At 68.9% G+C, this 13,870-nt stretch carries 14 protein-coding genes and 1 tRNA gene; 12 read left to right on the plus strand and 3 right to left on the minus strand.

The window, feature by feature from the left end; all coding sequences use genetic code 11:
• Positions 1-26: 26 nt before the first annotated feature.
• Entirely contained in the window at positions 27-1,676 is a 1,650-nt protein-coding gene (locus E1288_RS06735) for a DUF885 domain-containing protein (RefSeq protein ID WP_132482326.1), read from the minus strand.
• A 265-nt stretch (positions 1,677-1,941) separates the two neighbouring features.
• On the opposite strand from E1288_RS06735, the gene E1288_RS06740 reads away from it, so the two are divergent.
• From E1288_RS06740 to E1288_RS06760, 5 genes are all read left to right on the plus strand, one after another.
• Positions 1,942-2,763, plus strand: coding sequence for a GNAT family N-acetyltransferase (locus E1288_RS06740; protein ID WP_132482328.1), 822 nt, complete (start codon positions 1,942-1,944; stop codon positions 2,761-2,763).
• 136 nt (positions 2,764-2,899) lie between these two features.
• Entirely contained in the window at positions 2,900-4,168 is a 1,269-nt protein-coding gene (locus E1288_RS06745; protein WP_207954222.1) for an MFS transporter, read from the plus strand.
• A gap of 243 nt (positions 4,169-4,411) precedes the next feature.
• Entirely contained in the window at positions 4,412-4,651 is a 240-nt protein-coding gene (locus E1288_RS06750) for a DUF6158 family protein (RefSeq protein ID WP_132482330.1), read from the plus strand.
• Positions 4,644-5,981 (plus strand): NAD(P)/FAD-dependent oxidoreductase, encoded by a 1,338-nt coding sequence (locus tag E1288_RS06755; protein WP_132482332.1) that lies wholly within the window; start codon positions 4,644-4,646, stop codon positions 5,979-5,981. The genes E1288_RS06750 and E1288_RS06755 overlap by 8 nt, the downstream gene beginning before the upstream one ends.
• A 4-nt stretch (positions 5,982-5,985) precedes the next feature.
• Positions 5,986-6,615 (plus strand): UdgX family uracil-DNA binding protein, encoded by a 630-nt coding sequence (locus E1288_RS06760; RefSeq protein ID WP_132482334.1) that lies wholly within the window; start codon positions 5,986-5,988, stop codon positions 6,613-6,615.
• On the opposite strand, the gene E1288_RS06765 is transcribed toward E1288_RS06760, so the two are convergent.
• Positions 6,598-7,899, minus strand: a complete 1,302-nt coding sequence (locus tag E1288_RS06765) for a phenylacetate--CoA ligase family protein (RefSeq protein WP_235883384.1) — start codon at positions 7,897-7,899, stop codon at positions 6,598-6,600. The two genes, E1288_RS06760 and E1288_RS06765, sit on opposite strands and share 18 nt — an antisense overlap.
• A gap of 181 nt (positions 7,900-8,080) precedes the next feature.
• On the opposite strand from E1288_RS06765, the gene E1288_RS06770 reads away from it, so the two are divergent.
• Positions 8,081-8,153 (plus strand) — tRNA-Ala (locus tag E1288_RS06770).
• A gap of 109 nt (positions 8,154-8,262) precedes the next feature.
• Here E1288_RS06770 and E1288_RS46775 read toward each other — a convergent pair.
• The gene (locus E1288_RS46775) at positions 8,263-8,430 is read right to left on the minus strand and encodes a hypothetical protein (RefSeq protein WP_165968013.1); all 168 of its coding nucleotides are present in this window, start codon (positions 8,428-8,430) and stop codon (positions 8,263-8,265) included.
• Between the two features lie 703 nt (positions 8,431-9,133).
• Here E1288_RS46775 and E1288_RS06775 point away from each other — a divergent pair.
• The 6 genes from E1288_RS06775 (at position 9,134) to E1288_RS06800 (ending at position 13,859) form a co-directional block, all read left to right on the plus strand.
• On the plus strand, positions 9,134-9,400 hold the full coding sequence (locus E1288_RS06775; RefSeq protein WP_132482336.1) for a hypothetical protein: 267 nt from the start codon (positions 9,134-9,136) through the stop codon (positions 9,398-9,400).
• A 301-nt stretch (positions 9,401-9,701) separates the two neighbouring features.
• Positions 9,702-10,076 (plus strand): hypothetical protein, encoded by a 375-nt coding sequence (locus E1288_RS46780; protein ID WP_165968014.1) that lies wholly within the window; start codon positions 9,702-9,704, stop codon positions 10,074-10,076.
• 199 nt (positions 10,077-10,275) lie between these two features.
• Entirely contained in the window at positions 10,276-10,647 is a 372-nt protein-coding gene (locus tag E1288_RS06785; protein ID WP_235883385.1) for a VanZ family protein, read from the plus strand.
• Between the two features lie 377 nt (positions 10,648-11,024).
• Positions 11,025-11,738 (plus strand): DUF5919 domain-containing protein, encoded by a 714-nt coding sequence (locus tag E1288_RS48640; protein WP_132482340.1) that lies wholly within the window; start codon positions 11,025-11,027, stop codon positions 11,736-11,738.
• 389 nt (positions 11,739-12,127) lie between these two features.
• Positions 12,128-12,550 carry a hypothetical protein gene (locus E1288_RS06795; protein WP_165968015.1) on the plus strand — a complete coding sequence of 141 codons (423 nt, stop codon included), beginning with the start codon at positions 12,128-12,130 and terminating at the stop codon, positions 12,548-12,550.
• Positions 12,551-12,995: 445 nt separating this feature from the next.
• The gene (locus E1288_RS06800; RefSeq protein WP_235883386.1) at positions 12,996-13,859 is read left to right on the plus strand and encodes a DUF4097 family beta strand repeat-containing protein; all 864 of its coding nucleotides are present in this window, start codon (positions 12,996-12,998) and stop codon (positions 13,857-13,859) included.
• The last annotated feature ends 11 nt before the right edge of the window (positions 13,860-13,870 follow it).

A 13,870-nucleotide genomic window follows, 5' to 3' on the forward strand; every position in this document is an offset into this window, starting at 1 on the left:
GGATCACCTGGATGTCGCAGGAGCCGTCAGGCGAGCTCCTCGCGGACCAGAACGTCCAGCGTGGACAGCGGAAGCGCGCCGTGCCGCAGGATCGCGTCGTGGAAGCGGCGGATGTCGAAGGCGTTGCCGAGCCGGTCGCGGGCCGCGCCTCGGATCCGCTCGATCTCCAACCGCCCCACCAGGTACGACAGCGCCTGGCCGGGAATGCTGATGTAGCGGTCGACCTCGGACGCCGCTTCCAGCGGGGACAACGTGGTGTGCGAGAGCATGAAGTCGAGCGCCTGCTGCCGGCTCCAGCCGAACTCGTGCAGCCCGGTGTCGACCACCAGCCGGGCGGCCCGCAGCAGGTCCTGCACGACCATGCCCAGCCGCGCCAGGTCGCCGGAGTACAGCCCCATCTCGTCGGCCAGCCGCTCGGTGTAGAGGCCCCAGCCCTCGCTGTAGGCGGTGATGCCGACCAGCCTGCGCAGCAGCGGGAGATCGGTGCGTTCCTGGGCCAGGCCGAGCTGCAGGTGGTGGCCGGGCACGACCTCGTGGAAGGCGATCACCTCCGCGGCGAAGCGGGGCCGCTGCTCGGCCCCCTGGGTGTTCGCGAAGTACACGCCCGGCCGCGACCCGTCGAGCGCGGGCGAGATGTAGAAGCCGATCGGCGTGCTGTCCGACGCGGTGCCCGGCACCGGCCGCACCTCGCACGGCTGGCTCGCCAGCAGCCCGAACCACTGCGGCGCAACGGCTTCGGCCCGGCTGATCGCCTCGCGCGCCGCGGCCAGCATCTCCTCGCCGTCGCGCCAGTACAGCTCCGGATCGGATTGCAGGCGGCGCAACACCGCGTCGAATTCGGCTTCGCCCCAGATCCTCGCGCCGAGCTCGCTGACCTCGCCGCGCAACGACGCGAGGTGGGCCCGTCCGGTCTCGTGGAGCTCCTGCGGCGTGCGATCGGTGGTGGTCTGGGCGTGCACCAGCCGCCGGTAGGTCTCGCGGCCGCCGTTGATCCAGCACAGCCCGGGCTCGTCGGCGGGGCGGGCGTGCGGGGCGATCTCCTCGGCGAGCACGTTCCGGTACTGCCGCAGCGCCGGGTGCACCGCGTCGGTGAGCAGGCGCTTGCGCTCGGCTTCGAGGGCCGGTTCGGGCAGCTCCGGGGTCAGCAGCGGATCGGCTTCGGGCGTGGCGAGGTAGCCGTCGAGGTGCTCGATCGCGTTGTCCACGAGCGGCCGCACCGGGACGCGTCCGGCGGCGATCCCGTCGCGGAGCCGTTGCGCTGCGGATGCGGTGAACTCGGGGATCCGCCGCAACCGCTGCAGGAAGTCCTCGCCCTGCCCGGCGTCGGCCACCGGCACCTGGCCCAGGTGGAACAGCAGGCCCGCGACCGGCGCGAACAGGTTCCCGATCACGGTGTACTCGGCGGGGCGGGCGTCGAACTCGTCGACCAGCGCCTGAGCCTGCTGCACGACCACCGCGATCGTCAGCCGTTGCTCCAGGTCGGCGTGCGAGGTGTCGACGGCCATCGCGCGGACGCGGATGTCCTCGGCGCGCGTTCGCAGCGCCAGCTCGGCTTCCGCGGAAATGCTCGGCAGCCGGTCGTCGCGGTCCCGGATCCCGTAAAGCGTCGCGCTGACCGGGTCGGCGTCGAACATGACGGACAGCAGCTCGTCGGCGAGTTCGGTGGGCGTGCTCACAGCACTCCATCCTGCCTCAATCTTCCGACGAGAGTCTGTCCTAAGCGGCGGTAGCCGCTTGCGGTGTGGGACTCAGCTTGCGCCGCCGCGGGTTCTCAGGTGTCGTCTCGCGAGGACAGCCCCAGCGTGGCGTATTGGACATACATGAGTCGGGGGATCCCGGAGTGAGACGGCTCCTGAGGTTCCGCTACCCGCACCGCCACGCAAACCACATTCGAACCACTCTCCTGCGCGCTGCGTCGATTGGGGCGGGGACAATGAATGCGTGGATCCGTTGCACGACCCTGACGACGAAGCCCTGCTCGACCCGCGCCAGGCCCGCGATCTCGCCGGGCTCGTCGAGACCGCGAGGCTGGCCTCGGCCGTCGTGCGGTACGGCCTGCGCACCCAGGTCGGCGCCGCGACCGTGGTGCTCAACCAGGACAACCCGCTGCCGACCGCGAACCACGCGTGCGCGCTGTGGGGAACGCTCGCCGAGGTCGCCGGAACCCTGCTGGAACTGGAGCAGGTCTTCGCCGAGGCGGGCCGCGACGAGGCCGTCGTCTACGCCTCGCCGACGACCGTCGCGGAGATCGAGGGCATCGCCGACGACGCCGGGTGGCGTGCGGTGGAAGAACTCGTGGCGATGCTGCACCGGGTTCGCCAGTACGCCAGGGGAGAAGCGCGCCCGGCCGAAGATCGCGACCTGCTCGCGATCGTGGACCTGATCGCCGACGACGCCGAGCTCTCGGACGCGGGCGAGCGCCGGCTGCTGCGCAACCTCGGGCACCGGATCGACGACCCGCGCTGCGTGCTGCGCGTCGTCGACGACCCCGGCGCCGACCGCATCGCCGGGTTCGCGCAGGGTTTCATCGAGCGTGGCATCGGCCTGGTCGAGCAGGTGATCGTGCGGCCCGGTCGCCGGCGCCGCGGCGTGGGCCGGGAGCTGGTCGCCGACGTCGTCGACGAGCTCCGCGAGCGGGGATCGCTGCTGGTCGCGGCGCATACCGAAGAAGGCGGCACGGCCGAGCGGTTCGCGGAGGCCTGCGGTTTCGAGGTCGTCTACGGCGTGACCGCCTACGCGCGCCGGATCGACGAACTCCTGTGATGTGCGCCGCTCGCCCGGAATAGCGGTGCGGGGCAGGCGTTAACACTGACGAAACAGTGGCTGCGGCGCGGTAACTCGATTGACCGCGCCGCAGTGCGCTGCTTCCCTTAGTTTGCCTAAACACTTGGGAGGAACGGTGTCGAGCAGCCCGGTCACGGCGGACGAGACGACCGAACCCGTCGACAGCGGCGACACCGGCATCAGTTCCTTACCTCGCGAGATCTGGATCCTCGTCGTCGGCAGCTTCATCGTCGCCGTCGGCATGGGCATCGTCGCGCCCGCGCTGCCGACGTTCGCCACCAGCTTCGACGTCGGCGTCACAGCCGCCTCCTTCGTGATCAGCGCGTTCGCCCTGATGCGGCTGGCCTTCGCGCCGGTCAGCGGCCGCCTGGTGTCGTTCTTCGGCGAGCGCTCGATCTACGTGTGGGGCATCACCATCGTCGGCATCAGCACCGCCGCCTGCGCGTTCGCAGGTTCCTACTGGCAGCTGCTGATCTTCCGCGCGCTCGGCGGCACCGGCTCGACGATGTTCACGGTGTCGGCCGTGGCGCTGCTGGTCCGCCTCGCCCCGCCGCACCTGCGCGGCCGCGCTTCCGGCGTGTGGGCGACGAGCTTCCTGCTGGGCAACGTCTCCGGGCCGATCATCGGCGGCGTCATGGTCGGCTACTCGCTGCGCCTGCCGTTCATCACCTACGGGATCGCGTTGTTCATCGCGGCGTTCATCGGCTGGCTGCTGCTGCGGAAGTCGACGCTCGCCGCGCCGCAGCCCGACAACGGAGCACCGTCGATGACGGTCCGCCAGGCGCTGAGCCAGCGTGCCTACCGGGCGGCAATGCTGTCGAACTTCAGCAACGGCTGGGCCGTTTACGGCGTCCGCATCGCGCTCGTGCCGCTGTTCGTGGTCGAGGCGCTGCGCTCCACCCAGTCGATGGCCGGCGTCGCGCTTTCCGTGTTCGCCGTCGGAAACGCCGCGGTGCTGCTGCTGTCGGGCCGGATGGCCGACAAGCGCGGCCGCAAACCGCTGGTGCTCGTCGGGCTCCTGGTCTCCGGCCTGGCCACCGCGTCGCTGGGCTTCACCGATTCCGTCCCGTGGTTCCTCGCCGCCTCGCTGATCGCGGGCATGGGCGCCGGAATCCTCAACCCGGCCCAGAACGCGGCGGTCGCCGACATCGTCGGCGCGAAGGGCAAGGGCGGGCCGGTGCTGGCCGCGTTCCAGATGTCCGCCGACTTCGGCGCGATCCTCGGCCCGCTGATCGCCGGCGTCCTCGCCGACACGGTGTCCTACCAGGCGGCGTTCGCCGTCACCGGCTTCACCGCGGTCCTCGGCCTGGTGGCCTGGATCGGCGCCCCCGAAACCCGCCCGTCCGCCGCGCCCCGCCCCGCCCCGGCCGCCGACGCGGCGTAGTCGTCGGTCGGCGCTGCGCGGCGTTTTCGCGCGAAACCGGCGCGCGCCAGGCGTGGCCGGTGACGGTTTCGCGCGAAAACGCCGACGCCACCCGCTCGGGTTCGAGTCGCCGAACGCTCCGCCGCGCCGCAGGCTGGGGAAACGATGGGGCAGGTGTCCGGCCGCGGACCGATGGGTATCCCGGCACTGACGTCGATCCCGCGGCGTCGTGATCCGTGCCTGCCTTCGATGCGGGAGGACGACATGAGCACGACAACCGGAATCCCCGGCTTCGAGCTGGCCGAGGAACTGCTGCTGCAGGAGCTCCGCCACCTGCACGCGACCCGCAACGACACCTTCCTGCACGGCTCGCCGGACGCGTTGCGCGAGCACACGGCGCGCACCTTCGAGCTCGAACAGGAGTACCTGCGGCGGCACCCGGAGCGCGAGGTGGATCCCCGCCGCACCCGATCCGGTGCGAGAGGAGAGCCGCAAAATGCCTGAACCACGTGTCGTGATCGTCGGCGGCGGACACGTCGGCCTGACGCTCGCGCTGCGCCTGCAGCGGAAGATGAAACCCGGCGAGGCCAAGGTCACGGTGATCGACACCCAGCCGCACATGACCTACCAGCCGTTCCTGCCCGAGGCCGCGGCCGGATCGCTCGAACCGCGGCACGTCGTGGTGCCGCTGCGGGAGGCGCTGCGCCGGTGCGAGGTGCTGACCGCGCAGGTGTCCGCCATCGACCACGCCACCCAGCAGCTGACCGCGACCCTCGGCGACGGCACCGTCGAGCGCTTCGGCTACGACATGCTGGTGGTGGTCCCGGGGTCGATCTCGCGGGCGCTGCCCATCCCCGGCCTGGCCGAGCAGGGCGTCGGGTTCAAGACCATCGGCGAGGCGATCTTCCTCCGCAACCACGTGCTGTCCAGATTGGACATCGCCGCGAGCACGACCGACGAGCGGCTCCGCCGGCGGCTGCTGACGTTCATGTTCGTCGGCGGCGGCTACGCGGGCATCGAGGCGATGGCCGAGCTGGAGAGCATGGCCCGCTACGCGATCCGCAGCTACCCGCAGGTCTCGGCGGGCGACATGCGCTGGGTGCTGGTGGAGGCGATGGGCCGGATCATGCCCGAGGTCAGCCCGCCGATGAGCGAGTACACCAGGCAGCGGCTGGAGGAACGCGGCATCGAGGTGAAGCTGAACACCACCGCGAAGTCCTTCGTGGACGGACATGCGGTGCTCTCCGACGGAGACGAGTTCGACACCGACACGCTGGTGTGGACGGCGGGCGTCAAGCCGCACCCGATGCTGGAGGACAGCGACCTGCCGAGGGACGCCAAGGGCCGCCTCGAATGCACGGCCAAGCTCCAGGTCCGCGGCACCCACAACGTGTTCTCGGCCGGCGATTGCGCTGCGGTGCCGGACCTGACCAGCAGCGACCCGGACACCCTGTGCAGCCCGTCGGCGCAGCACGCAGTCCGCCAGGCCAAGGTGCTGGCGGACAACCTCCTCGCGATGCTGCGCGGCGAACCACTCGTCAACTACAAGCACAAGTACGCGGGATCGGTGGCCGGGCTCGGCCTGTTCCAGGGCGCCGCCGAGGTCCACGGGATCAAGCTCAAGGGCCTCCCGGCGTGGCTGCTGCACCGCACCTACCACCTCGCGAAGATGCCGACCGCGTCCCACAAGGCGCGCATCCTCGGCGACTGGCTGCTGGAACTGCCGTTCCGCCGCCAGGTCGTCGCACTCGGCGAACTGCACGACCCCCGCGCCGAGTTCGTCAAGGCAGCCAACACCCGCGGCCTGCCGAAACCCCACGGCCACGCCGTCTGATCCCGTGCCCGGCGCCGAGGAGTTCGTCCCGTCCAGGGCCCGGTTGCCCGGCCTGAGGAAAGCGGTTCAGGACTGCCGGGGCTGCGGCCTCTACCGCGACGCGACCCAGGCCGTTTTCGGTGCCGGCCCGGAGACGGCGAAGGTCGTGGTGATCGGCGAGCAACCCGGCGACCAGGAAGACCGGCGGGGCGTGCCGTTCGTCGGGCCTGCGGGCGGGATGCTGGACCGCGCGCTGGCGGAGGCCGGCATCCGGCGCGACGACGTCTACGTCACCAACACCACCAAGCACTTCAAGTTCGAGCGCACCAGCGGGAAGCGGCGAATCCACCGGAAGCCGTCCCAGACCGAGGTCAACGCGTGCCGCCCGTGGCTGGATGCCGAACTGCGGGTCGTCGCGCCTCGGCTGGTGATCTGCCTCGGGGCGACCGCCGCGCAGGCGATGCTGGGCACGTCGTTCCGCATCACGAAGGAACGCGGCATCGTGCTGGACCTCCCGCACCGCGACGCCCACGTGCTCGCCACGATCCACCCGTCGGCGATCCTCCGCTCCGACGACAGGGAGGCGATGTACCAGGGGTTCGTCGCGGACCTGCGGGTGGCGGCGCGGACCCTGCGTTCACTCGATGCCGGGTAGCGGGCTGACCCCGTGCTCCCACCGCACCAGGCGCTGCGCCTTGCCGGTGGCGACCCGCGGCACGTGGTCGAGCACCCGGACGATGCACGAGATGTCGAGCCGCCCGAGCAGCGCGGCCGCCAGCTCGCGCGCCAGGAGCTCGGTGTCGCCGTTCGGATCCCGCGGCTCGACCGCGACCCGCAGCTCAGGGCGCGACCGGTCCCGGCGGTCCTCGACGATCAGGTAGTGCGGCGCCACCCGTCGATCGGCCAGCAGCACGGCCTCGATCTCCGACGGGAACACGTTGACACCGCGGATGACCACCATGTCGTCGGTGCGCCCCAGCACCCGGCTCATCCGGCGCAGCGTCCGCGGCGAACCGGGGGCGGGCCCGCTCAGCGACGCCACATCGCCGGTCCGGTAGCGCAGCAGCGGGGTGCCGGACTTCGTCAACGTCGTGAACACCAGCTCGCCGACTTCGCCGTCGGGCAGCGGCTCGTCGTCCGGGCCGACGACCTCGGGGAAGAAGTGGTCCTCGGCGATGTTCAGCAAGCCCCCGGAGTCCAGCGACTCGCAAGCGACGCCCGGCCCGATCACCTCGGTCAGCCCGTAGATGTTGAGCGCCCGCAACCCCAGGAGCCCCTCGATGCTCTGCCGCATCTCCTCGGTCCAGGGCTCGGCCCCGAACAAGCCCACCCGCAGCGACAGCTGATCGGCGGTGATCCCGGTCGAAGCGAGCGCCTCGCCGAGGTAGGTCGCGTACGACGGTGTGCAGCACAGCACATCAGGACGCAGATCGAGCAACAACCGCAGCTGCCGATCGGTCGCGCCACTGGACACCGGGAGCACGGTCGCGCCCAGCCGCGTCGCCCCGTGATGGACGCCGAGCCCGCCGGTGAACAGGCCGTACCCGTAGGCGCAGTGCACGACGCTGCGCCGCGTCACGCCGGCGCCGCCCAGCGCCCGGGCCATGACCTGCGTCCACACCTCGATGTCATGCGCGGTGTAGGGAACCAGGGTCGGCCGGCCCATCGTGCCGGACGTGCCGTGCACGCAGACGATGTCGTCCTCGGCCGCCGCGCGAAGCCCGAACGGGTAGTGATCCCAGAAGTCCTGCTTCGAGACGAGCGGCAACCGGTGCAGGTCTTCGAGCCGCACGTCGGAGCCGGCCGAGACGCCGCTCTCCCGAAGTCGCCCGGCCTGCAGGCCCCCGGCGGCCAACAGGCGGTCGACCAACTGCCGCAACCGTCGTTCCTGCAGCTCACGGCGTTGCTCGGGGGTCACGCCCTCGGCCTCGGGAGCCACCAGCGGAGGATGCACGCGTTGTGCTGTCGCCACGCCCCACGGTGTAGCAGCTCGACCGAGCCCGTGGGTAGATCCAACAGGGGGGACCCCCCTGAAAACCCCTCCGGAGCCTGTTGTACTGTTATGACACACGAGATGAGCGGGGCGGAAACGAACCGAACACCTCGGGAAAATAGAACAAGGGGCTGTGGCGCAGCTGGTAGCGCACTTGACTGGCAGTCAAGGGGTCACGGGTTCGAATCCCGTCAGCTCCACCTAATGACCAGGGCCGGTTACCAAGGAGAAATCTCAGGTAATCGGCCTTTTGGTTGTTCTGCGGACGGACCGACTGGTGGCTGGTGTGCAGGTACCACTGAGTTGTGGTCAGCGACGCGCGACCGGCGATCTTCCGCACGTCGTGCGCCTCCACGCCAGCGTCTTCGACCTGCGGCCGGACGGTGATCGGTGGGCCGTGCTGGTCTCGTAGGCGCCGGTGCTGACATAGGGCTGGACCGTGATCTGGTGGAACAACAGCACCTCCGGATTCAGCACGACCAACTCCCGCGACCACTGCCGAGCGTCGATCGCTTCAAGCGTCCTTCGGCGGTAGCCCGCGATGCGTTTAGTGAATTTCTAGCGTAGATCGCTAACGTCCTGTGTCATGTTCACAAGGTTTCGTAGTGCCCTGCTGGCCGCCGGAGTCGGGCTGCTGCTATCCAGCGGGATCGCGTCAGCAGACCAGGACACCACCACGTACGTGCTACGAACCTACGATGCGGATGGCCACTTGGTGTCCGTCGTCGGCGACTCCAGCGGAACGGCCGATGTCGCATGCAGCAGCAGTCTCGAATACCCGCACTACTCTCCGCCGCCTCGGGCAGGGAGTGTGCTGTTCAAAGTTCGGGTGAAATGCGATGGGCAAGGAGCGCCCCCGGACGTTCACGTCAACGGCGTCCTCGGGTTCGTGCCTGGAGATCCGGCCGGGCCGCCACCCCCGCCCGGGCCAGTTGAACCGCGTTCGGTGTCCAGCCAGACCCAACGGGTTCCGGTACCCGGGGAGGCGACTTATTACACGCCGGCGCAAGGGCAACCGCCTGTGTTGGGTTCCGGCTGGTACACAGGTGGATATGAAGCGGGTTTCGTCGCTCCGATTCAGGGGCCGATCGGCAACGGGGACACCCCGCTGGTGCCCGTGACCACGCCCTAACGCAGGGAGGCTGCGATCATGGAGATTAGGCCCGTAGATGAGCGGGATGTGACGAGCGAGGATGATCATCCTGTCTTTCGGGTGTACCTGTGGTCGCAGCCCTTCCCCAATGTCCACGTTCCTCCGGAACGGGTTGGCTGGTGGAACTACTCCTATGAGCTCACAGGGTGCGACGTGCACCAAGCAATTGCGTGGGCACAGGACAACCTTGCCGAAGCTGGCCAGTACACCTTGTATGTGTGCTATCGGAGGGAGGGCGGCGACTTGACCGCAATCCGGATCGCGGGCAAGGATCCGACACAGATCGACGCGTAGCGTCCTGCCGATCGGAACTCCGTTGGAGCGTCAAAGCGTTCGGGATGGGTGTTGCAGCAGTCCCGCCGTGGCCAGGATTCGTACCGCCGCTGGCGCTACCGGCGGTGTTTATTCGGCGCGTTGCAGGCGGACGGTGCCGATCTGCATCGCCACGAACTGGCGTGCCACCCCCTTGGCGATCCGCCTCTGGGCGTGTGCCAGGCGCCGCCCCTGGCCGGTCCGCCGAAGTGGTAGACACCCCGCCGAGGTCCCGGGGTCGCGAACCGAGGTGCGGGAGTACTTCGCTTCCATGCGACCGCGAATGTGCGTTTCGGAGGATGCTCGCGAGATCATCGACTGGCTGCTCAAACCCACCTCATCCGAATTGAGGCTGCTCAAGCCGGTGTTCGTACTGCTCGCAAGGGCCGCCGCCGCCACGCTGCCGCTCTACATGCGTGGTCTCGGCGGCTTCAACCGCTCGCGAGTTGTGGACGGCGCCGTCGCGCCCGTGGTCCGCATGGCGAGCCGCGTCATGACCCTGCGGCCGCTGCGCCGCATTGGCGCGGCGGCCAGCCCTGAGGCCTACGCCCTCCGCGTTGCGGCTGCATTCGGCCCGGTCCCGAGCCGAAACACGACCGTCACCATTGCCGAAGCCCGTAGGCAACTCGCCAACGAACCTGGTGACGGCGCCACATAACAAGATCGCTTTACGGGCAACCCGAAGCGGGCGTCACCGTCTTACCGGTGTGATGGTCGTTTGGCAAAGCTGGGGGCACGTGGTCTTTGCGTCGATGCTTGCGTTGCCGGTGTTGACGCTAGCCGTCTTCGCCCTGGCGCGGTGGCGGGCGTGGCGCGGAACAGCGCCAGGCACGGCGTTACGTCGATCTTTATCCGAGGTGGGCGCCACCGCCGGAACACTGCCCTGGCTGTGGATGGTGCTCACACCAACATCCGGTGCGCGGGGTGTGGCGCTGGTCCCGCTGCAGGACCTGGTTGCGCTGCTCGACGCACGCGTGGCAACCGTGGTCGTTCAGGTCGGAGGGAACCTGTTGGTGCTCGCCGCTTTTGGCGCATTTGTGCCTGTCCGGTTCGCCGCTTTGGCTCGGCTGCATCGGGTGGCTGCTGCTTCGGCAGGAGTGTCGGCGACGATCGAATTGCTGCAGTACGCGCTCCACCTCGGTCGGGTCAGCTCCGTGGACGACGTGCTCATGAACACCGCAGGCGCGACGATCGCCGCGCTGCTCACTCGCCGTTGGTGGGCGAAGTAGGCAACCGCCATCGGTCGGTTGCTTGACGTCAACGGGTCTGTGCGGATGAGTTCGAGGACGGCGTCGACGCGGCCGTCGACCGGAACCGGGGCCGGAGACTGGCAACCGTCCTGGTGGCTGGTCTGTTCAAATGGGTTCGCCGACCCCTTCTTCGTCAGCGCCGAAGAGGAGGGCATAGGGTTCCCCGTCTACTACGCCCCACACAGTGCCGGCACCTGGAGTCCGGAACGAGTCGCCGACAGTCGCACAGAATTCAGCGAGCACCTAGCTCGGCTGGAACAATGCGAATCTTTGGAATCAGCAGCCGCTACGGCCGCCGGATTCGCAGAACGCTGGGCCGGCGCATTCTGAGCTGAAGTAGCACAAACGTATATCGGTTGCGATGGTGCGAGAGTCCGAGACCTACCTTTGGCCCTACGCCATCGGGCCGGAACGCAGCGCGGAAGTTCAGCGGCTCAGAGATCATCAAGGTCTACCCACACCGTCACGCCGTTCCCCGTGAGCTCTGGAGCCAGCTGCTCGACCGCGCAACCAGCGAAGTCGAGATCCTTGTCTACGTCGGCATGTTCCTCACCGATGACCGCAACATCCTGCGGAAACTGACCTGGAAAGCCAACGACGGTGCTCGCGTCCGGCTGCTGTTCGGCGACCCGGCGAGTGCGGCAATCGCCCGCCGCAGCACCGAGGGGAACATCGGTAAGAGCACCGTCTCGGCGAAGATCCGCCGTACCCTCGCGTTCTTCAAACCGGTGTCCGGCGTCGACGGGATAGAGATCCGTTGCCACGGGACCGCGCTGTACAACTCGATCTACCGCTACGACGACGACATGATCGTCAACCCGCACGTCTACGGCTTCCAGGCCCCGCACGCTTCGGCCCTGCACCTGCGGCGGCTGTCGGGAGAAGTCCGCCAGGAGTTCTCCCTCTGCTTCCGCGCCCGCCCCGTCGGCGGAACACCCCGCACCAGCAGCGAAAGCAAAGAGGTCCATTGGAGTGCCCCCGCCGACATCGCCGCGCTCGACATCGGCCAGGCCAACCGGCTCCGCATCGAGCACGGCTTGCAGCAGCGCGCTGAGCCCTATATCGGCTGATCAGCAGTAGTCAGGCCCGCGGCCAGCCGAATCGGATCCGGTTCGGCATCTTGAAGTGGCCCCCACCCGCGATCTCTGCCCGCGGCTAGTGGCCGCGGCCCTCGGGACGACCGTCGACGTCTGCATCGAACCCTGGCCGACCAGTTGGCTGATCGCTGACTTGCTGCGCTTGAGGTAGCGCTGCAGCGGGCGCCGGTCTTCGTGGCCGGACAGGTTCATCGGGTCGGCCTCGGTGGCGCCGTCCTCACCGGCGTGTGCCAGTCGGCTGTGGCGCAGGTCGTGTCACTCCGTTGGGTGGTGTGCGTGTTGGTGGCCAACGGTGTCGCCGCGTCGGGCGTGTGTGAATGGCGGGTCCGGAATGGCCGGACACCGGCAGCATGTGAAGGGGAATGCTCATGAGATTCACCCGACGGGCAGCGCAAGGCGGAGTCGCTGTCGCCGCCACCGCGTTGGTGCTGGCCGCGCCGGCCGCGGCGAGCACGAGCGGCGTCACTGCGAAGGAAGGCGTCTGCGCCATGGGGCAAACGCTGTGCAACACCACCTACGGCACCGGCAACAGCGTCAAAGAGATCGTGGCTTGGCGGAACACGAATGTGACAGCAGAGATCGGATTCTTCGAGATCTTCGGACCGGGCACTTACAAGGTGACCGGTCCCACCAGCCGGGAACAGGACCACACCTTCCAGGTCAACGCGAGCTTCCCGCGCGGCACCCTGCTCTGCGTGACCTTCTGGGGGAAGAACGCCAACGGCTCCTTCACCAAATATGGCGGCAAGAACGGCAACGCCTGCACTTCAACCCCCATCGGCTGACCGCGGCCTGATCCGGGAACAGGCGGCTTGAGTGTTCCTGACCGCCACGACACCCCCCGGCCGGCCTCGGCACCGTGGCTGCCGCATACCAGTGCGGCAGCCACGGTGCGGGCCACGCTGACCGAAACGGCATTGCGTGTGTTCCACAGTCGGCTCACCTCAGCCTTGCACCGACGTAGGCGGCGAATTCGACGGCTCCGAGGTCGACGAGACGAGCTGGCCTCCGGACTGCCCGCGTCGAAGCGGTGATAGACCTTGCCGCACAACGCCTTCGGCTCGGATGTGGGTTTGTTTGCCGTGTCCGGAAGGAAAAGGCGACCTCGTCGGATGGAGCAAGGTCGGCTTGCCGCGGTGAGCTGGGGTTTTGCCTGTGGCGGTGGCGTGTCAGGGGTGGCGTCAGGGCTGTGACCGATCGGTGTCAGGTCTGCCGGTGATCGTGGTTTCCATGACAGCCACGACTCCTCGGGAGGGCACCGCCATGCAGACCTTCGACACCCCCAGCCCGATCTCCGCGACCGTTGACATCACCTTCGGGAACATCCGGTTCGTCGCCGGCGATCGTTCCGACACCGTCGTCGAGGTTCGGCCGGTCGACCCGTCGTGGGAGCTCGACGTCAAGGCCGCCGATCAGACCGACATCGAGTTCGCCAACGGGAAGCTGGTGGTCAAGCAGCCGAAGCTGCGCCACCTGTGGACCACCAAGTACGGCACGGTGGAGGTGCTGGTCGAGCTGCCGACCGGGTCGGACGTGCGGGGTGACACCGCGAATGGCGGGTACCTCGTCGAGGGCGCGGTCGGCTCGTGCCAGCTGAAGACCCCCACCGGGGACATCCAGGTCGAGCAGGCCACCGGCGCGCGGTTGAGGACCACCGCCGGCAAGGTCAGCGTGGACCGCGTGACCGGCCAGGCCGACGTCAGCGGGAACGGGGAGATCCGGCTCCGCCAGGTCGGCGGCGGCGCGGTGGTCAAGAACGTCGGCGGTGACATCTGGGTCGGCGAGGTCGCCGGCGACCTGCGGGTCAGCTCGGCCAACGGCGCCATCACCGTCGACGTGGCGCGTGCCGAGGTCGACGCCAAGACCGCCTGCGGCGACATCCGCGTCGGCGAGCTCGGCAGCGGCGCGGTCGACCTGTACACCCCCACCGGCGTGGTGGAGGTCGGCGTTCCCCAGAGCACCGCTGTCCGCCTGGATGCGCACACCTCGGCCGGCCGGGTTCGCAACGACCTGCCGGCATCCGAGCAGTCCGACCGAACCGTCAAGGTGCGCGCCCGCAGCCACGGTGGCGACATCATCGTCCGCCGCGCCTGACTCCCTCGCGC

The organism is Saccharopolyspora elongata (genome assembly GCF_004348985.1).
GTDB classification, from domain to species: domain Bacteria; phylum Actinomycetota; class Actinomycetes; order Mycobacteriales; family Pseudonocardiaceae; genus Saccharopolyspora; species Saccharopolyspora elongata.

Excerpts from the sequence above, each read along its gene's own strand:
- E1288_RS46780 (WP_165968014.1), top strand. The coding sequence starts at position 9,702 with ATGTGCGTTTCGGAGGATGCTCGCGAGATCATCGACTGGCTGCTCAAA.
- E1288_RS06755 (WP_132482332.1), top strand. The coding sequence starts at position 4,644 with ATGCCTGAACCACGTGTCGTGATCGTCGGCGGCGGACACGTCGGCCTG.
- E1288_RS06800 (WP_235883386.1), top strand. The coding sequence starts at position 12,996 with ATGACAGCCACGACTCCTCGGGAGGGCACCGCCATGCAGACCTTCGAC.
- E1288_RS06750 (WP_132482330.1), top strand. The coding sequence starts at position 4,412 with ATGAGCACGACAACCGGAATCCCCGGCTTCGAGCTGGCCGAGGAACTG.
- E1288_RS06795 (WP_165968015.1), top strand. The coding sequence starts at position 12,128 with ATGCTCATGAGATTCACCCGACGGGCAGCGCAAGGCGGAGTCGCTGTC.